The organism is Variovorax sp. 770b2, assembly GCF_900115685.1.
Classification (GTDB): Bacteria; Pseudomonadota; Gammaproteobacteria; order Burkholderiales; family Burkholderiaceae_C; genus Variovorax.
Map to the genome: position 1 here is coordinate 126,682 of NZ_FOXJ01000005.1, position 20,850 is coordinate 147,531.

Annotated in this window: 19 protein-coding genes; 13 read left to right on the forward strand and 6 right to left on the reverse strand. The window is 65.3% G+C overall.

Annotated elements, in window-relative coordinates; genetic code table 11:
- Window positions 1-15 precede the first annotated feature (15 nt).
- Window positions 16-1,200 (reverse strand): methionine adenosyltransferase, encoded by a 1,185-nt coding sequence (gene metK, locus BM133_RS24520; protein WP_093439654.1) that lies wholly within the window; start codon window positions 1,198-1,200, stop codon window positions 16-18.
- A gap of 218 nt (window positions 1,201-1,418) precedes the next feature.
- Between metK and BM133_RS24525 the strand changes: the two genes are divergently transcribed.
- Both BM133_RS24525 and BM133_RS24530 read left to right on the forward strand, forming a co-directional pair.
- On the forward strand, window positions 1,419-2,315 hold the full coding sequence (locus BM133_RS24525) for a lysophospholipid acyltransferase family protein (RefSeq protein WP_093439657.1): 897 nt from the start codon (window positions 1,419-1,421) through the stop codon (window positions 2,313-2,315).
- A complete protein-coding gene (locus tag BM133_RS24530; RefSeq protein ID WP_093439659.1) occupies window positions 2,312-3,196 on the forward strand; it encodes an LpxL/LpxP family acyltransferase in 885 nt (294 codons plus the stop codon). The genes BM133_RS24525 and BM133_RS24530 overlap by 4 nt, the downstream gene beginning before the upstream one ends.
- A 101-nt stretch (window positions 3,197-3,297) precedes the next feature.
- On the opposite strand, the gene BM133_RS24535 is transcribed toward BM133_RS24530, so the two are convergent.
- Both BM133_RS24535 and yihA read right to left on the reverse strand, forming a co-directional pair.
- Entirely contained in the window at window positions 3,298-4,209 is a 912-nt protein-coding gene (locus BM133_RS24535) for an alpha/beta fold hydrolase (RefSeq protein WP_093439662.1), read from the reverse strand.
- Window positions 4,210-4,292: 83 nt separating this feature from the next.
- On the reverse strand, window positions 4,293-5,042 hold the full coding sequence (gene yihA, locus BM133_RS24540) for a ribosome biogenesis GTP-binding protein YihA/YsxC (RefSeq protein ID WP_093439664.1): 750 nt from the start codon (window positions 5,040-5,042) through the stop codon (window positions 4,293-4,295).
- 70 nt (window positions 5,043-5,112) lie between these two features.
- Here yihA and BM133_RS24545 point away from each other — a divergent pair, with 70 nt between their 5' ends.
- The 5 genes from BM133_RS24545 to BM133_RS24565 all read left to right on the forward strand — a co-directional run bounded on the left by BM133_RS24545 (window position 5,113) and on the right by BM133_RS24565 (window position 11,212).
- Window positions 5,113-5,784 carry a c-type cytochrome gene (locus BM133_RS24545; protein ID WP_093439667.1) on the forward strand — a complete coding sequence of 224 codons (672 nt, stop codon included), beginning with the start codon at window positions 5,113-5,115 and terminating at the stop codon, window positions 5,782-5,784.
- 116 nt (window positions 5,785-5,900) lie between these two features.
- Window positions 5,901-8,081 (forward strand): cytochrome c biogenesis protein ResB, encoded by a 2,181-nt coding sequence (locus BM133_RS24550; protein WP_093439669.1) that lies wholly within the window; start codon window positions 5,901-5,903, stop codon window positions 8,079-8,081.
- Window positions 8,078-9,394 carry a c-type cytochrome biogenesis protein CcsB gene (gene ccsB, locus BM133_RS24555; RefSeq protein WP_093439672.1) on the forward strand — a complete coding sequence of 439 codons (1,317 nt, stop codon included), beginning with the start codon at window positions 8,078-8,080 and terminating at the stop codon, window positions 9,392-9,394. The genes BM133_RS24550 and ccsB overlap by 4 nt, the downstream gene beginning before the upstream one ends.
- Window positions 9,395-9,510: 116 nt before the next feature.
- Window positions 9,511-10,527, forward strand: a complete 1,017-nt coding sequence (msrP, locus tag BM133_RS24560) for a protein-methionine-sulfoxide reductase catalytic subunit MsrP (RefSeq protein WP_093439674.1) — start codon at window positions 9,511-9,513, stop codon at window positions 10,525-10,527.
- A gap of 28 nt (window positions 10,528-10,555) precedes the next feature.
- A complete protein-coding gene (locus BM133_RS24565) occupies window positions 10,556-11,212 on the forward strand; it encodes a protein-methionine-sulfoxide reductase heme-binding subunit MsrQ (RefSeq protein ID WP_093439678.1) in 657 nt (218 codons plus the stop codon).
- A gap of 6 nt (window positions 11,213-11,218) precedes the next feature.
- On the opposite strand, the gene lysA is transcribed toward BM133_RS24565, so the two are convergent.
- Both lysA and BM133_RS24575 read right to left on the reverse strand, forming a co-directional pair.
- Window positions 11,219-12,490 carry a diaminopimelate decarboxylase gene (gene lysA / locus BM133_RS24570; RefSeq protein WP_093439680.1) on the reverse strand — a complete coding sequence of 424 codons (1,272 nt, stop codon included), beginning with the start codon at window positions 12,488-12,490 and terminating at the stop codon, window positions 11,219-11,221.
- Entirely contained in the window at window positions 12,487-12,705 is a 219-nt protein-coding gene (locus tag BM133_RS24575) for an LPS translocon maturation chaperone LptM (protein ID WP_233102075.1), read from the reverse strand. Before BM133_RS24575 ends, lysA begins: the two co-directional genes overlap by 4 nt.
- Window positions 12,706-12,768: 63 nt before the next feature.
- Between BM133_RS24575 and cyaY the strand changes: the two genes are divergently transcribed.
- Window positions 12,769-13,101, forward strand: a complete 333-nt coding sequence (gene cyaY, locus BM133_RS24580) for an iron donor protein CyaY (RefSeq protein WP_093439684.1) — start codon at window positions 12,769-12,771, stop codon at window positions 13,099-13,101.
- A gap of 21 nt (window positions 13,102-13,122) precedes the next feature.
- Here the strand turns inward: cyaY and BM133_RS24585 are convergent, their stop codons facing one another.
- Window positions 13,123-15,534, reverse strand: a complete 2,412-nt coding sequence (locus BM133_RS24585; RefSeq protein ID WP_177224931.1) for a penicillin-binding protein 1A — start codon at window positions 15,532-15,534, stop codon at window positions 13,123-13,125.
- A 238-nt stretch (window positions 15,535-15,772) separates the two neighbouring features.
- On the opposite strand from BM133_RS24585, the gene BM133_RS24590 reads away from it, so the two are divergent.
- The 5 genes from BM133_RS24590 to pilQ are packed head-to-tail and all read left to right on the forward strand — an operon-like array spanning window position 15,773 to window position 20,833.
- Window positions 15,773-16,852, forward strand: a complete 1,080-nt coding sequence (locus tag BM133_RS24590; protein ID WP_093439688.1) for a pilus assembly protein PilM — start codon at window positions 15,773-15,775, stop codon at window positions 16,850-16,852.
- Window positions 16,849-17,472 carry a PilN domain-containing protein gene (locus BM133_RS24595; RefSeq protein WP_093439691.1) on the forward strand — a complete coding sequence of 208 codons (624 nt, stop codon included), beginning with the start codon at window positions 16,849-16,851 and terminating at the stop codon, window positions 17,470-17,472. Before BM133_RS24590 ends, BM133_RS24595 begins: the two co-directional genes overlap by 4 nt.
- 6 nt (window positions 17,473-17,478) lie before the next feature.
- A complete protein-coding gene (locus BM133_RS24600; protein ID WP_093439693.1) occupies window positions 17,479-18,156 on the forward strand; it encodes a type IV pilus inner membrane component PilO in 678 nt (225 codons plus the stop codon).
- Window positions 18,153-18,692, forward strand: a complete 540-nt coding sequence (locus BM133_RS24605) for a pilus assembly protein PilP (RefSeq protein ID WP_093439696.1) — start codon at window positions 18,153-18,155, stop codon at window positions 18,690-18,692. Before BM133_RS24600 ends, BM133_RS24605 begins: the two co-directional genes overlap by 4 nt.
- Entirely contained in the window at window positions 18,689-20,833 is a 2,145-nt protein-coding gene (gene pilQ / locus BM133_RS24610; protein ID WP_093439699.1) for a type IV pilus secretin PilQ, read from the forward strand. Before BM133_RS24605 ends, pilQ begins: the two co-directional genes overlap by 4 nt.
- Window positions 20,834-20,850 lie beyond the last annotated feature (17 nt).

The following is a 20,850-nucleotide window of genomic DNA, read 5'->3' on the forward strand; positions in this document are numbered from 1 at the left end:
ACCGTCTTTTTCTGCTTACTTGAGGCCGGCTGCCGCGCGCAGTGCGGGGGCCTGCGTCGTCGCTTCCCAGGTGAACTCGGGCTCTTCACGGCCGAAGTGGCCGTAGGCGGCGGTCTTCTGGTAGATCGGGCGCAGCAGGTCGAGCATCTGGATGATGCCCTTGGGGCGCAGGTCGAAGTGCTCGCGCACGAGTTCGGCGATCTTCTCGTCGGGGATCACGCCCGTGCCTTCGGTGTAGACCGTGATGTTCATCGGCTCGGCCACGCCGATCGCGTAGGCCACCTGGATCTGGCACTGGCGCGCGATGCCGGCGGCCACGATGTTCTTGGCCACGTAGCGCGCGGCGTAGGCAGCCGAGCGGTCGACCTTGGACGGGTCCTTGCCCGAGAACGCGCCGCCGCCGTGCGGGCAGGCGCCGCCGTAGGTGTCCACGATGATCTTGCGGCCGGTGAGACCGCAGTCGCCTTGCGGGCCGCCGATGACGAAGCGGCCGGTCGGGTTGATCAGGTAGCGCGTGTCCTTGAGCCACTCCTTGGGCAGCACGGGCTTGATGATCTCCTCGATGATGGCTTCGTTGAACGAGGCCTTCATCTTGGTGGAGGTTTCGCTCTGGTCGGGGCTGTGCTGGGTGGAGAGCACCACGGTGTCGATGCTGTGCGGCTTGCCGTCCACGTAGCGCATCGTGACCTGGCTCTTGGCGTCGGGGCGCAGGAACGGCAGGCGGCCGTCCTTGCGCAACTGGGCCTGGCGCTCCACGAGGCGGTGCGCGTAGTAGATGGGCGCGGGCATCAGCTCGGGCGTTTCGTCGCAGGCGTAGCCGAACATCAGGCCCTGGTCGCCGGCGCCGGTGTTCAGGTGGTCGTCGGAGGCATGGTCCACGCCCTGGGCGATGTCGTTGGACTGCTTGTCGTAGCAGACCATCACCGCGCAGCCCTTGTAGTCGATGCCGTACTCGGTGTTGTCGTAGCCGATGCGCTTGATGGTGTCGCGCGCGACCTGGATGTAGTCGACGTGCGCGTTGGTGGTGATTTCGCCGGCGAGCACCACGAGGCCGGTGTTGGTCAGCGTCTCGGCGGCCACGCGGCTTCGGGGGTCCTGCTCGAAGATCGCGTCCAGGATGGCGTCCGAGATCTGATCGGCGACCTTGTCGGGGTGGCCTTCGGAGACAGATTCGGAAGTGAAGAGGAAATCGTTCGCCATTTTTTCAAAGCTCCTTGAAGTGGTTTGGCGCGTTGCCAACTCTGCGGAGCCCTGGCGAACGCTTTAGCAGAGGCGCCGAGAATCGGCGGGGCACAATCGCTTCGCGCTTGTGTTTGTCGCCCTGCAAGTTGTTCCGTAACTCAGCGACAATTTGCATTCTATTCGAGCCGCGCAATACCATGCGCGCGCGTCCGTTTTTTGACTCCCCTCCCGTTTCAATGATCACCCTGTTCCGCCTGCTTGCCCGCGTGCCGATGCCGTTGATGCATCGCCTGGGCGCCATGCTGGGCTGGCTGGTCTGGTTCTGCGCGCCGGACTACCGCCGCCGATTCAAGGCCAATGCCGAAAGCGCGGGTTTCGCCCCCGGCCAATACCGCCCCGCCATCGCCGCCGCCGGCCACATGGCGTCCGAGCTGCCCTGGCTGTGGCTGCGCCCGCAGGGCGAGAGCGTGCTGCCGCGCGTGGTGCGCTGGGAGGGCGTGGAGGCCTTCGAGGCGGCCATGCGGGCGAAAAAAGGCGTGATCCTGGTGGCGCCGCACCTGGGCAGCTGGGAGATGTGCGGCCAGGCGATCGGCGAGCGCTTCTTCGAGGCCTTCGGGCCGATCACCGCGCTGTTCCGTCCGGCGCGCAAGAAATGGATGGCCGACCTGATCGCCGCGGGCTCGCGCGACCGGCCCGGCCTGCAGACGCTGCCGACCAACAACACCGGCGTGCGCGGCCTGATCCGCACGCTGCGAAGCGGCGGCTACACCGGCATCCTGCCCGACCAGGTGCCGCCGCAGGGGCAGGGCGTCTGGGTGCCCTTTCTCGGTCGGCCGGCCTACACCATGACCTTGCTCCCGCGCCTCGCGCAGCAGACCGGCGCGGCCTGTTTCCTCAGCGTGTGCGAGCGGCTGCCGCGCGGCGCGGGCTACGTGATCCGCTTCGAGCCCCTCGTGGACACGGCGCTGACCGATCCGAAGGCCACCGTCGAAGACGCGGCCACGGCGATGAACGACGGCATCGGCCGCCTGATCCGCAGCCTGCCCGGCCAGTACGTCTGGGACTACGCGCGCTACAAGGAACCGCGCGCCGACCGGGCCGTCGCGGCCGCCACCGGGGAGCAGACGCCATGAGCCTCAGCTCTCGCCTGGGCATCGGATTCATGCGCGTGCTGGCGCCGCTGCCCCTGCCGCTCGTGCGCGGCTTCAGCAAGATCCTCGGACGCTTGCTGCACACCATCGCCGTGCCGCGGCGGCGCGTGGTCGACAGGAACCTGGCCCTCTGTTTTCCGCAGAAATCGGAGGCCGAGCGCCGCGCCATCGCGCGCGAGACCTTCGTCTTCGTCGCGCAGTCGTGGCTGGACCGCAGCTGGCTCTGGCATGCGCCCGAGAAGGTCGTGGCCAGCCGGCTGAAGATCGTGGGCTCGGCATCCGAGATCGCCGAAATCGCCGAGGGCGACGCGCCGATGATCCTGTTTGCGCCGCACTTCTACGGCCTCGATGCGGCGGCGACCGCGTTGACCATGCACACGGCACGTCCCTCGGCCACGATCTACACGACCCAGCGCGACCCGATGGTCGATGCCTGGATCCGCGAAGGCCGCACGCGCTTCGGCGACGTGGCGGCGCTCAACCGGGTGGACGGCATCAAGCCCGTGCTCTCGGGCCTGCGCAAGGGCGGCCTGCTGTACCTGTTGCCCGACATGGACTTCGGCCGCGACCAGACGATCTTCGTGCCGTTCTACGGCGTGCAGGCCGCGACCGTGCCCTCGCTGTCGCGCTTCGCGCGGCTGGGCAAGGCCAAGGTGGTGCCGGTGGTGGCGAAGCTCACGCCTGGCGGCTACGAGATCGAGGTGAAGTCGGCGTGGCAGAACTTCCCCACCGACGACGTCGAGGCCGACACCGCGCTCATGAACGAGCGGCTGCAGGGGTACATCGACGCGATGCCGTCCCAGTACTACTGGGTGCATCGCCGCTTCAAGACCCGCCCCGAGGGCGAGCCGAAAATTTACTGAAGGCGCCGGGACTGGGCTGGCAGCGGCAAACCCGTTCACGCTGCGCTTGTCGAAGCGCCGCGCAAGGCTTCGACTGGCGCAGCCCGAACGGTTTTCAGGAATCAGTTCCGCTGCAGGAAGGCCTCGATCTCTCGCGCGACCAGCTGCGGTTGCTCGTGCACGATCCAGTGGGTCGCGTTGGGCACCTTCTTCACCTCGAGCTTCGGCACGTATTCCTCGAGCCCTTCGAGCAGGCCGGGCAGCAGCGCCGCGTCATCCAGCGCCCAGAACACGAAGGTCGGCACGTTCACCGTGAAGCGTTCGCGCGGCAGCACCGGGATGCTGTCGATGGTCTGGCCCGGCAGCGGCGGCTTCATCGGCGTCACGCGGTAGAGGTTGCAGGCGCCGGTGAGGCCCGCGCTCCAGACCTCGCGGTACTGCTGCTTCACTTCTTCGGTCAGCCAGCCGAAGCCATCGGGGCCGGCCTTCATCAGCGTGAAGAAGGGCCACATGCGCTTGAAGTCGTCGGCCGCGAGCAGCGCTTCTGCATCAGGCCTGGCGAGGAAGTGCATGTACGCACTGGCCTGCTGCTGCGCTGGACTGTTGCGCAGCTCGCGGGTGAAGGTGCCGGGGTGCGGCGAATTGATGATGACCAGCTTGCCGACCTGCTCGGGGAACGCGTTGGCGTAGCCCCAGGCGAAGGCGCCGCCCCAGTCGTGGGCGACCAGCGCGGCCATCGCGCCGTCAGTGCTTTCGGTGGCCACGAGCTGCTGGATGTCCTGGATCAGCAGATGCGCCTTGTACTCGGCCACCTCGGTCGGCGAACTGGATTTCTCGAAGCCGCGCAGGTTGGGCGCCACGCAGCGGTAGCCGCCGTGGGCGGGGTCCGCGAAGTAGTCGAGCAGCTCGTCCCAGATGAACGCGGCCTCGGGAAAGCCGTGCAGGAACACCATCAGCGGCTGGCCCGGCTTGCCGCTCGCGCGGCAGCTCAGGGTGGTGCCGTTGGGCAGGCTGCGTTGGAAGGTCTCGGTCATGCTTCTCGTCTCCTTGGGTTGACTGTCGCTATTGTTTTGATAGTGAATGAAGCAGGCAGGACGGTCAATGCAGCCGTTCGGCCTCAGGTTTCTTCCGGTGGCTCCGGTGTCTCCTGCGGTTCGGCCGGCGCAGTGCTGCCTTCGGGGTGCACCCACTGCCACAGCAGTTGGGCCGCGTCGCCGACGCCCTGCTTCTTCAGCGCCGAGAACAGTTTGACCTCGCCGCCGCCGGCCTGGAGTCGCGTGATCGACAGCACCTTGGCGCCCTCGCTGCGCGTGAGCTTGTCCGACTTGGTCAGCAGGATGAGGAACTTGAGGCCTTGCTGCACGCGCGGGCGGATCACATCGAGCAGGATCTCGTCCAGCTCGGTCAGGCCGTGGCGCGGATCGCACATCAGGACAACCCCTCGCAGGCTTTCGCGCGTCATGAGGTAGTTGCCCATCACGCGCTGCCAGCGCAGCTTGGCCTCCTTCGGCACGGCCGCGTAGCCGTAGCCGGGGAGGTCGGCCAGCACCGCATCGTCGACCTTCTGCTTGCCGATGCCGAACAGGTTGATGTGCTGCGTGCGGCCTGGTGTCTTCGAGGCAAAAGCCAGGCGCGTCTGCTGTGTGAGCGTGTTGATGGCGGTCGACTTGCCGGCGTTCGAGCGGCCGACGAAAGCGATCTCGGGCAGGTCGACCGGAGGCAGGTGTTCCAGCTGTGGAGCGCTGGTAAGGAAGTGGGCGGTGTGCAGCCAACCCAGTGCCACGCGCTCGCGTTCGGCGACCTGCGGGTCCGCGGCGGGGGCCGCGCGGGGAGGATAAGCGGCGGACTTGGCGCGCGGGGAGGTCATCAATGGGCTTTCGGAACGGGGCGCCATTGTAGAATCGCGGGGTTTTGCGCCATAAATCTAAGCCCCCGATATGAAGTTGTTTGCCAATATTCTGCTTGCGGCCCTCATGGGCGTCGTAGCCAGCGCGAGTTTTGCAGCCGATGAGCATGCCGCTGCCCCCGCAGCAGCTGTCGCCAAGCCGGCCAAGCCCGATCCCGCCAAGGGCGACACGGTGTTCAACGCAACGCCGGCCAACAGCCAGAGCTGCGCCTCGTGCCACAACGCCGACGGCAATTCGGCCATCGCGGCCAACCCGAAGCTGGCGCAACAACATCCCGAATACATCCTCAAGCAGCTGCAGGACTTCAAGTCCGGTGCCCGCAAGAGCGCGATCATGAAGCCGCTGGCTTCGGCGCTGTCCGACGAAGACATGCGCAACATCGCCTGGTTCGTCGGCTCCAAGAAGGTCAAGACGGGCTTCTCGAAGGACAAGGACACCATCGCCCTGGGCGAGAAGATCTACCGCGGCGGCATCGGCGATCGGCAGATCCCGGCTTGCGCAGGCTGCCACAGCCCGAACGGCGCCGGCATTCCCGCCCAGTACCCGCGCCTGGGTGGCCAGAACGCCGAATACACCATCGCCCAACTCACGGCCTTCCGTGAGAACGTGCGCAACAACAGCATTCCGATGACCGGCGTTGCCGCCAAGCTCAACGACCGCGAAATCAAGGCCGTGGCCGACTACATTGCCGGCCTGCGCTGATTCCGCGCTTTCCAGCGTGAACTAACCGCCGACAACAACCCCAAACAAAGGGCGGGCCGATCCAGGAGGATGGCCCGCCCTTTTGCTTTTTTCTCCTTTTTCCAGCGCCCCACCCGATGTCAGTCTCCACCCATGGCCTTCGCGTTCATCGCGGCCCGCAAGTGCTTCGCGCGGCGGTGGAGCTGTTCTCGTCGATGCGCTTCGCGATCGCGCTGCTCACCGTCATCTGCATCGCCTCGATCATCGGCACGGTCATCAAGCAGCACGAGCCGATCAACAACTACATCAACCAGTTCGGGCCTTTCTGGGCGGAGTTCTTCAGGGCGGCGCGGCTCGATTCGATCTACAGCGCCTGGTGGTTCCTGCTGATCCTGCTGTTCCTGGTGATCAGCACCACGCTGTGCATCGCGCGAAACACGCCGCGCATCCTGGTCGATTTGAAGACCTTCAAGGAAGACATCCGCGCGCAGAGCCTGAAGGCCTTCGGCCAGCGCGCCGAGAACACGCTTGCCGAAACGCCGGACGCAGCCGCCAACCGCATCGGCCAACTGCTGGTGAGCGGTGGCTGGAAGGTCAAGCTGCAGCAGCGCGAGGGCTCCGGCGACGGCAAGGCCGCCCCGGGCTGGATGGTCGCCGCGCGCGCCGGTGGCGCGCACAAGCTGGGCTACATCGCGGCGCACAGTGCCATCGTGCTGGTGTGCATCGGCGGCCTGCTGGACGGCGACCTCGTGGTGCGCGCGCAGACCTGGTTCAACGGCAAGAGCGTGTTCACCGGCGGCGGCATGATCGCCGACGTGGCCCCCGAGCACCGGCTCTCGGTCAACAACCCGACCTTTCGCGGCAACATCCTCGTGCCTGAAGGCGGGCAGGGCAGCGTGGCCATCCTGAACCAGGCCGACGGCGTGCTGCTGCAGGAGCTGCCGTTCTCCATCGAGCTGAAGAAGTTCATCGTCGACTACTACTCGACCGGCATGCCCAAGCTGTTCGCGAGCGAGGTGATATTGCACGACCGCGAGACCGGCGCGCAGGTGCCCGCGCGCATCGAGGTGAACCATCCGGCCAGCTACAAGGGCGTGGAGATCTACCAGTCCAGCTTCGACGACGGCGGCTCCAAGGTGAAGCTCAAGGCGGTGCCGATGGCGGCCGCGGCCAAGCCCTTCGAGGTCGAGGGCATCATCGGCGGCCCGAACACCGAGATCACCAACGGCAAGGACAAGCTCACGCTCGAATACGCCGCGCTGCGCGTGATCAACGTCGAGAACTTCGCCGACGGCGGCGCCAATGGTGCATTGGGCAGCGGTGCCGACGTGCGCAAGGTCGACCTGCGCCACAGCCTCGAGTCGCGCCTGGGCGCGGCCAACAAGACCAACAAGCCGAAGGTGCTGCGCAACATCGGCCCGAGCATCGGCTACAAGCTGCGCGATGCCGCGGGCCAGGCGCGCGAATACCAGAACTACATGGTGCCGGTCGACACCGGCGACGGCCAACCGGTGTTCCTGCTGGGCATGCGCGAGAAGCCCGAGGACCCCTTCCGCTACCTGCGCGTGCCGGCCGACGAGCAGGGCTCCATGGACGGGTTCGTCCGCATGCGCACCGCGCTGGGCGACCCCGACACCCGCGCGCGCGCCATCGAGCGCTACGTCGCCAAGGCGAGCGATTCCAAGCGGCCTGAAATGGCCGAGCAACTGCGCGTGTCGGCCACCCGCGCGCTCGCGCTCTTCTCGGGCAGCGAGCGCGCCCGGGCCGATGCCACCACGGCCGGCGGCTGGCAGGCGATTGCCGAATTCATGGAAGTCAACGTGCCCGAGGCCGAGCGCGAACGCGCCGGCGCGGTGCTGGTGCGCATCCTCAACGACGTGCTGTTCGAAGTGCTCAACCTGAGCCGCGAAGGCGCGGGCCTTGCGGCCCTGCCGAGCGACGACAAATCGCAGGCCTATCTCACCCAGGCGGTGCTGGCCATCAGCGATGCGCACTTCTACCCGGCGCCCGTCGCGATGATGATGACCGACTTCACCCAGGTGCAGGCCAGCGTGTTCCAGGTGGCGCGCGCCCCTGGCAAGAACGTCGTCTATCTGGGCTGCCTGTTGCTGATCGTCGGGATTTTTGCCATGCTGTACGTGCGCGAGCGCCGGCTGTGGGTGTGGCTCACTCCCGATGGCACCGCTTCCGGGGACCACGCAACGACTGCCACGATGGCCTTCTCGGTCAACCGCAAGACGATCGACAGCGATCGCGAATTCGAGCATCTCAAGCACAAGCTGCTCGCACTGGACAAAGAACCAACGGCGACAAAATGAACACCACGACCCTCACGCTCAATGAAAGCTGGCTCTCGCGCCGCAACCTGTTCGACTGGGTGTTCGCGGCGCTGGTGCTGGCCGGCGGCCTGTTCGCGTTCACCCGCTATGCGGGCTCGATGGACTATTACGAGAAGCCGATCCTGGCCGCCGCGGCGATCGCGATGATCTCCATCGGCTGGTTCTGGCGCCCGCTGCGGGTGCTGGCCATCGTGGTGGCCGCGGCCTCGCTGCTGGCCATCAGTTCGTACCAGGGCGACCTGGCGCGCGCCGACTCGGTGTTCTGGCTCAAGTACTTCCTCTCGAGCCAGTCGGCCATCCTCTGGATGAGCGTGCTGTTCTTCATGAGCACGATGTTCTACTGGCTCGGCTTCTTCGGCGGCAAGCAGGCCGACACCTTCGACGCGATCGCTTCGCGCCTGGCCTGGGCGGCCGTGACGATGGCGCTGATCGGCACGATGGTGCGCTGGTACGAAAGCCACCAGCTCGGCCCGGACATCGGCCACATCCCGGTGAGCAACCTGTACGAAGTGTTCGTGCTGTTCTGCTGGCTGACGGCCGCGTTCTACCTCTACTTCGAGGAGCGCTACAACACGCGTGCGCTCGGCGCCTTCGTGATGCTGGTGGTGAGCGCCGCGGTCGGCTTCCTGCTCTGGTACACGATCGTGCGCGAGGCGCACGAAATCCAGCCGCTGGTGCCCGCGCTGCAGAGCTGGTGGATGAAGCTGCACGTACCGGCCAACTTCATCGGCTACGGCACCTTCTCGCTCGCGGCGATGGTGGCCTTCGCCTACCTCATCAAGGAGCAGGCCGAGGAAAAGCGCTGGTACAAGCTCACGCCGATCTGGCTCCTGGGCGTGGCGCTGTGCTTCGTGCCGGTGGCGTTCCGCCAGCGCGTGCAGGAAGCCGGCGGCAGCTACTGGGTGATCTACGCGGGCATCTCGGCGCTGATCGCCGCGGGCATCCTGCTCGGGCGCAAGCGCATCGCGGCACGCCTGCCGGCCAACGAGGTGCTCGACGACGTCATGTACAAGTCGATCACCGTCGGCTTCGCCTTCTTCACCATCGCCACCGTGCTCGGCGCCCTGTGGGCCGCCGATGCCTGGGGCGGCTACTGGAGCTGGGACCCGAAGGAGACCTGGGCGCTGATCGTCTGGCTCAACTACGCGGCCTGGCTGCACATGCGGCTCGTGAAGGGCCTGCGCGGCACCGTGGCTGCGTGGTGGGCGCTGGGCGGGCTGGCGGTCACGACCTTTGCATTCCTGGGCGTCAACATGTTCCTGAGCGGGCTGCACAGCTACGGCACGTTGTAGGCGCAGGCTGCGCGCCTTTCGCGAAGAATTGAAACCACGCGCCGCCATGGCGCGTAACCAAACCAGGGCATGCCACGAACTACCCTGAGACCAACGATTCACGCGAAAGGCCTGTCATGTCGTTCCCATCCCGTCCGCACCGCCGCGACCACAGCGGATTCATTCACCCGCTGTCCAGTGAAATCACGCCGCGCGCTGCCTACGAAGGCCGCCGCGACATGCTCAAGCTGATGGCAGGCGGGGTTGCAGGCGCGGCGCTGGCGAGCTTTGCCGGGCGCGAGGCTTTCGCGCAAGCCGCGGGTCCGCACAAGCTGGCGCTGCTGCCTGCCGTCAAATCGACGGTGCCCGGCGCGCAGACCATGGAAAAGCTCACCGACTACAAGGACGCGTCGAGCTACAACAACTTCTACGAGTTCGGCACCGACAAGGGCGATCCTGTCAAGAACGCCGGCACGCTGAAGACGCGCCCGTGGACCGTCGAGGTCGAGGGGCTGGTCAAGAAACCGGGCAAGTACGGCATCGAAGACCTGCTCAAGCTCAGCGCGCAGGAAGAGCGCATCTACCGCCTGCGCTGTGTCGAAGGCTGGTCGATGGTCATTCCGTGGGTCGGTTATTCGCTGGCCGAACTGATCAAGAAGGTCGAGCCGCAGGGCAACGCCAAGTTCATCGAGTTCGTGACGCTGGCCGATCCGAAGACCATGCCCTATGTCGGCAACGCGCGCATCCTCGACTGGCCCTACACCGAAGGCCTGCGCATGGACGAGGCGATGCATCCGCTCACGCTGCTGGCCTTCGGCATGTACGGCGAGGTGCTGCCCAACCAGAATGGCGCGCCGGTGCGCCTCGTGGTGCCATGGAAGTACGGCTTCAAGTCGGCCAAGTCGATCGTCAAGATCCGCTTCGTCGAGAAGGAGCCGAGCACGGCCTGGAACAAATCGGCGGCGCAGGAGTACGGCTTCTATTCGAACGTGAACCCGAACGTCGACCATCCGCGCTGGAGCCAGGCCACCGAGCGCCGCATCGGCGACGGCGGTGGCCTGTTCGCCAAGCGCAACAAGACGTTGATGTTCAACGGCTACGAAGCGCAGGTCGGCCAGCTCTATGCGGGCATGGACTTGAAGAAAAATTACTGAGCGCGCTTCGCCGCCCGGTCACCATCCCATGAACAAGCTGCTCATGCACCCGGCGACCAAGCCGGTCATTTTCCTGCTGTGCCTGCTGCCGTTTGCGCGACTGACGTACGGCGCGTTCACCGATGGGCTGGGCGCGAATCCGGCTGAATTCTTGATCCGCGCCACGGGCGACTGGACGCTGCGCTTCATCTGCATCGTGCTGGCGGTGACGCCGCTGCGCGTGACAACCAAATGGAACGCGCTCGCGCGCTTTCGCCGCATGCTGGGCCTGTTCGCGTACTTCTACGTGGTGCTGCACCTCTTGTGCTACAGCTGGTTCGACATGGGCTTCGAATGGGGCGACATCGCCAAGGACATCGCCAAGCGGCCGTTCATCCTGGTGGGGTTCTCGGCCTTCGTGCTGCTGACGCCGCTGGCGGCCACGTCGTTCAATCGCGCGATCAAGGCGATGGGGGCCAAGCGCTGGCAGATGCTGCACAAGCTGGTGTACGTGATTGCCGGGCTGGGCCTCTTGCACTTCTTCTGGATGCGCGCTGGCAAGAACAACTTCGCCGAAGTGTTCGTCTATGCCGCGATCATCGCGGTGCTGCTCGGATGGCGCGTGTGGAACTACGCGAGCAAGCGGCGGGCGAAGGCGATCGCCGGTGCGCGCGGTGGCGAGAAGCCGCTGCGCAGCACCACCTAGATCTGTCTAGATCTGTTCGTTGCGCAGCTGGTCTTGCATCGTCTCGCGGCGACGGATCAGCGTGGCGCCCTGGCCGCTCACCAGCACTTCGGCCGCACGCGGACGCGTGTTGTAGTTGCTCGCCATGCTCATGCAATACGCACCCGCCGACAGCACGGCCAGCAGGTCGCCGGCCAGCACGTTGAGCGCACGGTCGCGGCCGATCCAGTCGCCGCTCTCGCAGACCGGGCCGACCACGTCATAGGTCGGCGCATCGCCCGCGCGGATGCGCAGCGGCACGATCTTCTGGAAGGCCTGGTACATCGCGGGGCGCGGCAGGTCGTTCATCGCCGCATCGACGATGCAGAAATTCTTGTCTTCGCCAGGCTTGGTGTAGAGCACCTCGGTCACGCACACGCCCGCGTTGCCCACCAGCGAACGGCCGGGTTCGATGACCAGCTTGCGCTGCCCGAAGCCGCGCGCGTCGAGCTTGGCGAGCAATTGCTGCCAGAGGGCATCGGCCTTGGGCGGCACTTCGCCGTTGTAGTCGATGCCCAGGCCGCCGCCGAAGTCCAGGTGATGGATCGGCACGCCGGCCGCCTCGATGGCCTCGACCAGGTCGAGCACGCGATCGCAGGCGTCCAGATACGGCGAGGCTTCGGTGATCTGCGAGCCGATGTGGCAATCGATGCCGATCACCTCGAGGCCCGGCAACTTCGCAGCGTGTTGGTACGCCTGGACCGCGCGGTCGTGGGCAATCCCGAACTTGTTGCCCTTGAGGCCGGTGGAAATATAGGGATGCGTCTTGGGATCGACGTTCGGATTGATGCGGATGCTGATCGGTGCGCGGCGGCTTTCGGCCAGCGCCACCTCGTTCAGCACGTCGAGCTCGGCCTCGCTCTCGACGTTGAAACAGGCGATGCCGGCCGCCAGGGCCTGGCGCATTTCCGCGCGGGTCTTGCCGACGCCCGAGAAGATGATCTTCTTCGGATCGGCGCCGACGGCCAGCACGCGGGCGAGTTCGCCGCCCGAGACGATGTCGAAGCCGCAACCCGCCTCGGCGAATACGCGCAGCACGCCAAGCGACGAATTGGCTTTCATCGCGTAGCAGATCAGGGCATCGCGGCCCTCGAAGCCACGCTGGTAGGCGGCCAGGGCGTCCAGCATCCATTGCTTCGAATAGACGAACAGCGGCGTGCCGTGCTCGCGCGCCAATGCATCGAGGGCCAGCCCTTCGACATGAAGGGCGCCGTCGCGGTGGGCGATGTGGGGGTGGCCGGGGAGGGAAGCGTTCGTCACTTGGGCGCTCCGCTGCCGGTGGTGGCTGCGGCCGGCGCGCTGCTGGCGGCCGCAGGCTTGGGTGCCGCTTCGTTGCTGGAAGCGCCGGAGCCGCCGGGGGTGATCAATTGCGGCAGGGTGGCCCGTTGGGCGGCTGCCGGATCGTTCGGCAGGTACAACGCACCGCGCTGGCCGCAGGCGGCGAGCCCGGCTGCCGCAGCGGCGATGCAAACCATGAGCACAGTGCGGCCGCGGGCGGTCACTAGAATTTGGCGAACATTCAACATGACGAAATTGTAATGACCGACACCGAGTACATGGACCGCGCCGAATCAGCGCTCGCTGCGATCGAGCAAGGCTGCGATCGCATCAACGACGCGACCGACGCCGACATCGACAACCAGCGGGTGGGCGGGATGATCACGATGTCCTTCCAGAACGGGAGCCAATTGATCGTGAACCTGCAGAAGCCGCTGCAGGAGATCTGGCTGGCTGCGAGGTCCGGTGGCTATCACTACCGACACGATGGCCGGGCCTGGGTCGACACCAAGACGGGCGAGGAGTTTTTCGGCAACCTCTCGCGCGAGGCCACGCTGCAGGCGGGCCAGCCGCTGGCGTTCGCGGCCGGCTGATCCGCCCCCCGGTCAGCGTCGTCAGTTCCGGAAGAGGTCGAGGATGCGGTTGCGCTCTTCCGGCGGCGCCGGCGGGCTCACCGGCGCGCCGGTCAGGGCTTCGACCGGCGCCACGGGCGCTGCCGCTTCCACGCCCAGGCTCGCCACGCCGCGGCCCGGCGCGTAGTCGTCGTAGTACCACTCGCCGCCCACGTTCACGATGCCCGAAGGCGGCGTGGTCGACAGGTCGGTCACGGGCACGCCCTTGATGGCGGTCTCCATGTAGTTGATCCAGATCGGCAGGCTCAGGCCGCCGCCGGTTTCGCGGTCGCCCAGGTTGCGCGGCGTGTCGTAGCCGATCCACGAAATGGCCGTCATCGTAGGCTGGAAGCCCGCGAACCACGCATCGAGCGAGTCGTTGGTGGTGCCGGTCTTGCCGTAGAGGTCGACCCGCTTGAGCGTGGCCTGGGCCTTCGCGGCAGTGCCGGCGCGGGCCACGGAATTGAGCAGCGTGTCCATGATGAAGGCGTTGCGCTGGGGAATGGCGCGGTTCGCCTCGTTGAGCAGCGAGGGCTGCTTGTCGACCAGGAGCTTGTCCTTGTGGTCGGTGATGCGGGTCACGAGGTAAGGATTGACGCGGTACCCGCCATTGGCGAACACCGAGTAACCCACCGCCATCTGCATCGGCGTGACGGCGCCTGCGCCCAGCGCCATCGGCAGGTAGGCGGGGTGCTTGTCCTTGTCGAAGCCGAAGTTGGTGATCCACTCCTGCGCGTAGCGGGTGCCGATGGACTGCAGGATGCGGATCGACACCAGGTTCTTCGATTTCATGAGCGCCGTGCGCATCGACATCGGGCCGTCGTAGCCGCCGCCGTAGTTCTTGGGCTCCCACGGCTGGCCGCCGGTGGTGGCGGCATCGAAGAAGAGCGGGCCGTCGTTGATGACCGTGGCGGGGGTGAACCCCTTTTCGAGCGCCGCCGAATAGATGAAGGGCTTGAAGCTCGAGCCCGGCTGGCGCCAGGCCTGTGTGACGTGGTTGAACTTGTTCTTGCCGAAATCGAAGCCGCCCACCAGCGCCTTGATCGCGCCGTCGCGCGGGTCCATGGCGATGAAGGCGCCTTCCACTTCAGGCAGTTGGGTGATCTCCCAGGTGTTCTTGGGCGTCTTCACCACGCGGATCACCGCGCCGCGGCGGATCTTGATGTTGGGCGGCGCCTTGTCGGAGAGGCCGGACTGCGCGGGCTTGAGGCCCTCGCCGACGATCTGGACCGGGTCGCCGTTGCCGCGCACCGCCGTGATTTCCTTGGCATTGGCCTTGAGCACCACGGCCGCCATCACGTCGCCGTTGTCGGGGTGGTCGGTGAGCGCGTCGTCGACGGCTTCGTCCAGGTCCTTGTTGTCGGCCGGCAGGTCGACGAACTTCTCGGGGCCGCGGTAGATCTGGCGGCGTTCGTAATCCATGATGCCCTTGCGCAGCGCCTTGTAGGCTGCCGCCTGGTCGGCCGCGACCAGCGAGGTGTAGACCTTGAGGCCGCGCGTGTAGGTGCTGTCGCCGTATTGCGCATACATCAACTGGCGCACGGTTTCGGCCACGTACTCGGCATGCAGGCGGTTCGGGTCGGCGGCATCGCGCAGATGCAGTTCTTCCTTCTTGGCTTCGGCCGCTTGTTCGGCGGTGATGAAGCCGGCTTCCTGCATGCGGTCGATCACATAGAACTGGCGGCCGCGCGCGCGTTGCGGGTTGTTGACCGGATTGTTCGCGCCCGGCGCCTTGGGCAGGCCGGCCAGCATGGCGGCCTGCGCGATCGTCAATTCCTGCAGGGGCTTGCCGAAATACGCGTCCGACGCGGCGGCGAAACCGTAGGCGCGGTTGCCCAGATAGATCTGGTTCAGGTAGATCTCGAAGATCTGGTCCTTGCTCAGCAGGTGCTCCAGCTTGAAGGTCAGCAGCACCTCGTAGACCTTGCGGGTCAGCGTCTTCTCCGAGCTCAGGTAGACGTTGCGCGCCACCTGCATCGTGATGGTCGAGGCGCCCTGGCTCTTCACCCGGTTCAGGTTGGCCAGGCCCGCGCGGACCATGCCCTTGTAGTCGACGCCGCCATGGTCGTAGAAGCGCGTGTCTTCGGCGGCAAGCACTGCGTCCTTCACTACCTTGGGAATGGCGTCGATCGGCGTGAGGTTGCGGCGTTCTTCGCCGAATTCACCGATCAGCGTGCCTTCGGCGGAAAAAACCCGCAGCGGCAGCTTGGGCCGGTAATCGGAGAGTTCCGAGATGTCCGGCAGGTTCGGATAGGCGACCGCCAGGGCCACCGCCACCACGCAGAGGACCGACAGCACGCCGGCCGCGGCAATGCCGAACCCCCAGAACACGAAGCGCAACAGCCATCGGAGCCAGGCTGGGCGTGCGGGGGGAGGGGTCTTGGCGGGCCCTTTGGGGCGTGAAGTTTCTTGCATGGAGGGCCGGAGAGTCACCGGACATTATAAAAAGCCGTCCCTTCAGCGCGATCCGATCTTTGTTTCCCTGTGCAGTCCTAATCCAAAAGTTACAGAATGCGGCTTTGACGTCAGGTTTTGACAACGGTTGTCCGTTTTGTCCCCCTGCGTTGCTTGGTTGGCGTTACGCCTGCTGCTAGAGTGCAACCGAACGCATATTTTTCCATTGGTTACAAATACAGGGGGAGAGGGACCTAACTTGGCTGCTCTTGGAACATTGTTTCGTCGTCAGAATGCCCCCCTGCTCGGGCTGGATGTCAGCTCGTCCAGCGTCAAGCTGGTCGAGCTCGGCCGTGAAGCCAGCGGAAAGCTGGTTCTGGAGCGTTGCGCCATCGAGCCGCTCGAACGCGGCTGGATCACTGACGGCAACGTCGAGAAATTCGACGAGGTGGCCGAGGCCGTCCGGCGTGTCGTGCGCAAGAGCGGCACCAAGACGCGCAACGTCGCGCTCGCGCTGCCGCCATCGGCGGTGATCACCAAGAAGATCATTCTTCCCGGTGGCATGAGCGAGCAGGAGCTCGAGATCCAGGTCGAGTCCGAAGCCAACCAGTACATCCCTTTCTCGCTGGACGAGGTGAGCCTCGACTTCTGCGTCACCGGCCCGAGCACCAGCTCCGCCGGCGATGTGGAGGTGCTGATCGCCGCGTCCCGCAAGGAAAAGGTCCAGGACCGCGAAGGCCTGGCCGAAGCGGCCGGGCTGAAGGCCATGATCCTGGACGTCGAGTCCTATGCTTCGCGCCTGGCGACCGCACGCCTGATCGAGCAATTGCCCGGCAAGGGCGTGGACTCGATCGTGGCGCTGTTCGAGGTGGGCGCTTTCACCACCAGCATGCAGGTGTTGCGCAACCAGGAAGTGTTGTATGACCGCGACCAGGCCTTCGGTGGCGCCCAGCTGACCCAGCTGATCGTGCGGCAGTACGGTTTTTCCGCCGAGGAAGCCGAAGCCAAGAAGCGCAGCGGCGACCTGCCCGACGACTACGGCTCGGGCGTGCTCAAGCCCTTCGTGGAAAGCATCGCGCAGGAAATCGCGCGTGCGCTGCAGTTCTTCTTCACGAGCACGCCGCACAACCGCGTGGACTATGTGCTGCTGGCCGGCGGTTCGTCGTCGCTGCCGGGGCTGACCAGTGCCGTGACCCGCCAGACCTCTTTTGCCTGCTCGCTCGTCAATCCGTTCGACGGCATGGACTTCGGGCCGAGCATCCGCGAGAAGAAGGTGCGGCGCGAAGCGCCCTCGTACCTGACCTCTTGCGGCCTTGCCATGCGGAGGTTCCTGCAGTGATCCTCATCAATCTTCTTCCGCATCGCGAAGCCGCACGCAAGCGGCGTCGCGAAGCCTTCTATGGAACCCTTGGCGGCGCTGCGCTGCTGGGTGGCTTGATCGCAGGCCTCGGCTATCTCTGGTTCGAGGCGCAGATCTCGAGCCAGCAATCGAAAAACACTTTCCTGCAGGCCGAGATCAAGAAGCTCGAAGTCGAGATCAAGGAGATCTCGACGCTGCAGGACGAAATTGCAGCGCTGCGCGCGCGCCAACAGGCGGTCGAAGACCTTCAGGGCGACCGCAACCTGCCCGTGCATCTGTTCAATGAACTGGTCCGGCAACTGCCTGACGGTGTCTATCTGAGCAGCATGAAGCAGGACAACCAGACCGTCACCTTGCAAGGCATGGCTCAGTCCAACGAACGCGTGTCGGAACTGCTGCGCAACCTGGGCAACAACAGTCCCTGGCTGGTGAAGCCCGAGCTGGTCGAGATCACCTCGGCCAATGTGAACCTGAGCCAGCGCGACCAGCGTCGCGTTGCAAGCTTCACGATGCGCATCGGCCTGAAGCGACCGACCGATGCCCAGAAGGCGGCTGCCGAAAAGGCACTGGCCGCAGCAGCAGCGCAGTCCAAGGGGTAACCGATCATGGCAAGCAATCGCCCCTCCCAAAAAGTAGACGTCGGCGCCGCACTGCGGAACGTCGGCGATCAGTTCCGCGGACTCAATCCGAACGATCCATCGATGTGGCCATCGGTGCCGCGCTATGCGCTGTGCCTGGCCGTGACCGCGCTGGTGCTCGTGGCGCTGTGGTTCGTCTGGCTCACCAACTCCAACGACCAGCTGGAAAGCGAGCGCGCCAAGGAAGTGACGCTCAAGGCCGATTACCAGAAGAAGGTCGCCCAGGCGGCCAACCTCGACCTGCTGAAGAAGCAGCGCGAACAGGTGCAGCAATACGTGACCCTGCTGGAGAAACAGTTGCCCAGCAAGGCCGAGATGGACGCGCTGCTCTCGGACATCAACCAAGCCGGCCTCGGCCGCAGCCTGCAGTTCGAGCTGTTCCGCCCGGGTTCCATCTCGGTGAAGGACTACTACGCGGAGCTTCCGATCGCCGTTCGCGTCACGGGGCGCTATCACGACATGGGCGCCTTCGCGGCCGACGTTGCCAGCCTGTCGCGCATCGTGACGCTCAACAACGTGACGATCACGCCGCAAAAGGACAAGGACGTGCTGACGATGGACGCCACCGCGCGCACCTTCCGCTACCTCGATGAAGACGAGCGGGCCGCCCAGAAACGCGCCACGGCGCCGAAGGCGAAGAAATGAGGGCAGCAAGCAAAGTCCTGTGGCTGATGCTGGCCACGGCGGGCCTGAGCGCCTGCGATTCCGGCCAGGAAGACCTGCAGCGCTGGATGGTCGAGCAGCGCGCCCAGGTGAAGCCGTCGGTGCCCCCGATCGCCGAGCCCAAGAAATTCACGCCGCAGGCCTACACCGAAGGCTCGTCTTTCGAGCCCTTCAACATGCTGAAGCTGACGCAGGCGCTGCGCCGCGAATCGAACCAGCCGAGCACTTCGGAGCTGATCGCGCCTGAACTGGCGCGCCGCAAGGAGTCGCTCGAAGCCTTCCCGCTCGATTCGATGGCCATGGTCGGCAGCATGAATCGCAACGGCCAGCCGGTGGCGCTGGTTCGTGTCGACAAGCTGCTCTACAAGGTGCGCGTCGGCGAATATCTGGGCCTGAACTACGGGCGCATTACCCGTATCAACGAAACCGAAGTCGGCTTGCGTGAAATCGTGCAAGACGCCGCCGGTGAATGGATCGAACGCGTGGCGACATTGCAGCTGCAAGAGAGTGCGAAATGAACCAAAAAAAATCAACGATGGCACAGTGGCTGCGCGCCGCCGGGCTGGGTCTGCTGGCCTTCGGTGCACTTGCCGTCGCCCATGCGCAAAACGCGATCGAGGCTGTCACCAGCTCGACGCAATCGGGCGCCGAGGTGATCCGGATCGATCTGGCCCAGCCGCTCACCGCGGTGCCGGCCGGATTCGCCGTCCAGACGCCGGCGCGGATCGCGCTTGACTTTCCGGGCGTGACGAATGCCATCGGGCGCTCCGCCATTGAGGTGAACCAGGGCAACCTGCGTTCGGTCAACGTGGTGCAGGCCGGCGAGCGAAGCCGGGTGGTGTTGAACCTGAAGCAAGCCACGGCCTACAAGACCGAAATCCAGGGCAAGTCGCTGCTGGTCATTCTGGAGCCGGTCGCCGGTACCGCATTGGCCGCATCCTCGGCCACCGTTTTTGCCGAGAACCGGAATCGCGACACGCTGCCGCTGCGCGACGTCGACTTCCGTCTCGGCGCCGACAGCACGGGCCGCGTCATCGTCGACCTGCCGAACAACCAGGTGGGCGTCGATGTCAAGCAGCAAGGCAAGAACCTTGTCGTGGAATTCACCAAGTCGACGCTGCCTGAAGGCCTGCGCCGCCGCCTCGACGTGGGCGACTTCGGAACGCCGGTCCAGCTGATCACATCGCAGCAATCGGGCGACCGTGTTCGCATGACGATCGAAGCCAAGGGCGACTGGGAGCACAGCGCCTACCAGAGCGAAAACCAGTTCGTGGTGGAAGTCCGCGCCCGCAAGGTGGACCCGACCAAGCTCACGCAAGGTGTCGGCTACAACGGCGAGAAGCTCTCGCTGAACTTCCAGAACATCGAGATTCGCTCGCTGCTGCAGGTGATTGCCGACTTCACGAACTTCAACATCGTGACCTCGGACTCGGTGACCGGTGCCCTGACGCTGCGTCTGAAGGACGTGCCGTGGGACCAGGCGCTGGACATCATCATGCAGGCGAAGAACCTGGGCATGCGCAAGAACGGCAGCGTGCTGTGGATTGCGCCGAAGGACGAAATCAACGCCAAGGAAAAGCTTGAGTTCGAGGCGAAGGCCGCGATCGAGAACCTGGAGCCGCTGCGGACGCAATCGTTCCAGTTGAACTACACGAAGGCGATTGCCATTGCACAGGGCCTGACCGGCACTGGCGCAGGCAGTGGTGGTGGCGGTGGTGGCGGTACTACGACTCGCATCCTGAGTCCCCGTGGCAGCGTGATTGCCGAATCGCGTACCAACCAGCTCTTCGTGTCCGATATTCCGTCGCGCCTGGCACAAGTGACCGAGTTGATCCAAAAGCTCGATATTCCTGTCCGGCAGGTGCTGATCGAGGCTCGTATCGTCGAAGCGTCCGATACTTTCGGCAAATCGCTCGGCGTGCGGCTGGGCGGCGGGATCTCCCGCGAACGCGTCGCGTCGTCCAGCGGCAATCCGGCATTCGGCACTATAGGCGTCATGCCTGTCACCACCAACGCCGGCGGCGTCGGCGGCGCAGCAGCCACCTGGACCAACTCCAACTTCATCAACCTGCCCGCAGGCGATGCCGGCGGCACCGGCAATACGCCTGGTGCCTTCGCGATCTCGCTGTTCAACTCGAGCTTGTCGCGCATGCTGAACCTCGAAATCTCCGCGCTCGAAGCCGACGGCAAAGGCAAGCTGGTTTCCAGCCCCCGCGTCATCACGGCCGACCAGACCAAGGCGCTGATCGAGCAGGGTGAAGAAATCCCCTATCAGCAGGCAACGTCCAGCGGTGCCACCTCCATCTCGTTCCGCAAGGCGGTGCTGAAGCTGGAAGTGACTCCGCAGATCACGCCAGAGGGCAACATCATCCTGACCCTGGACGTGAGCAAGGACGCCCGCGGCGTCAACACGTCGGCAGGTCCGGCCATCAACACCAAGCACGTGCAGACCGAGGTGCTGGTCGAGAACGGCGGCACGGTTGTCATCGGTGGTATCTTCGAACTTACCGAAACCAATGACGAGTCGCGCGTGCCGGTGCTGGGTGAAGTGCCCTACCTGGGTGCACTGTTCCGCAAGCGCGAACGCGTTGCCAACAAGACCGAAATGCTCGTCTTTATCACTCCAAAGATGATTACCGACCGCAACGCCGCGCGCTGACGCGCGGGCGTAGCAGC

Coding starts and splice junctions, on each gene's coding strand:
- metK (WP_093439654.1), bottom strand. CDS start 1,200: ATGGCGAACGATTTCCTCTTCACTTCCGAATCTGTCTCCGAAGGCCAC.
- BM133_RS24525 (WP_093439657.1), top strand. CDS start 1,419: ATGATCACCCTGTTCCGCCTGCTTGCCCGCGTGCCGATGCCGTTGATG.
- BM133_RS24530 (WP_093439659.1), top strand. CDS start 2,312: ATGAGCCTCAGCTCTCGCCTGGGCATCGGATTCATGCGCGTGCTGGCG.
- BM133_RS24535 (WP_093439662.1), bottom strand. CDS start 4,209: ATGACCGAGACCTTCCAACGCAGCCTGCCCAACGGCACCACCCTGAGC.
- yihA (WP_093439664.1), bottom strand. CDS start 5,042: ATGACCTCCCCGCGCGCCAAGTCCGCCGCTTATCCTCCCCGCGCGGCC.
- BM133_RS24545 (WP_093439667.1), top strand. CDS start 5,113: ATGAAGTTGTTTGCCAATATTCTGCTTGCGGCCCTCATGGGCGTCGTA.
- BM133_RS24550 (WP_093439669.1), top strand. CDS start 5,901: ATGTCAGTCTCCACCCATGGCCTTCGCGTTCATCGCGGCCCGCAAGTG.
- ccsB (WP_093439672.1), top strand. CDS start 8,078: ATGAACACCACGACCCTCACGCTCAATGAAAGCTGGCTCTCGCGCCGC.
- msrP (WP_093439674.1), top strand. CDS start 9,511: ATGTCGTTCCCATCCCGTCCGCACCGCCGCGACCACAGCGGATTCATT.
- BM133_RS24565 (WP_093439678.1), top strand. CDS start 10,556: ATGAACAAGCTGCTCATGCACCCGGCGACCAAGCCGGTCATTTTCCTG.
- BM133_RS24575 (WP_233102075.1), bottom strand. CDS start 12,705: ATGGTTTGCATCGCCGCTGCGGCAGCCGGGCTCGCCGCCTGCGGCCAG.
- cyaY (WP_093439684.1), top strand. CDS start 12,769: ATGACCGACACCGAGTACATGGACCGCGCCGAATCAGCGCTCGCTGCG.
- BM133_RS24585 (WP_177224931.1), bottom strand. CDS start 15,534: ATGCAAGAAACTTCACGCCCCAAAGGGCCCGCCAAGACCCCTCCCCCC.
- BM133_RS24600 (WP_093439693.1), top strand. CDS start 17,479: ATGGCAAGCAATCGCCCCTCCCAAAAAGTAGACGTCGGCGCCGCACTG.
- BM133_RS24605 (WP_093439696.1), top strand. CDS start 18,153: ATGAGGGCAGCAAGCAAAGTCCTGTGGCTGATGCTGGCCACGGCGGGC.
- pilQ (WP_093439699.1), top strand. CDS start 18,689: ATGAACCAAAAAAAATCAACGATGGCACAGTGGCTGCGCGCCGCCGGG.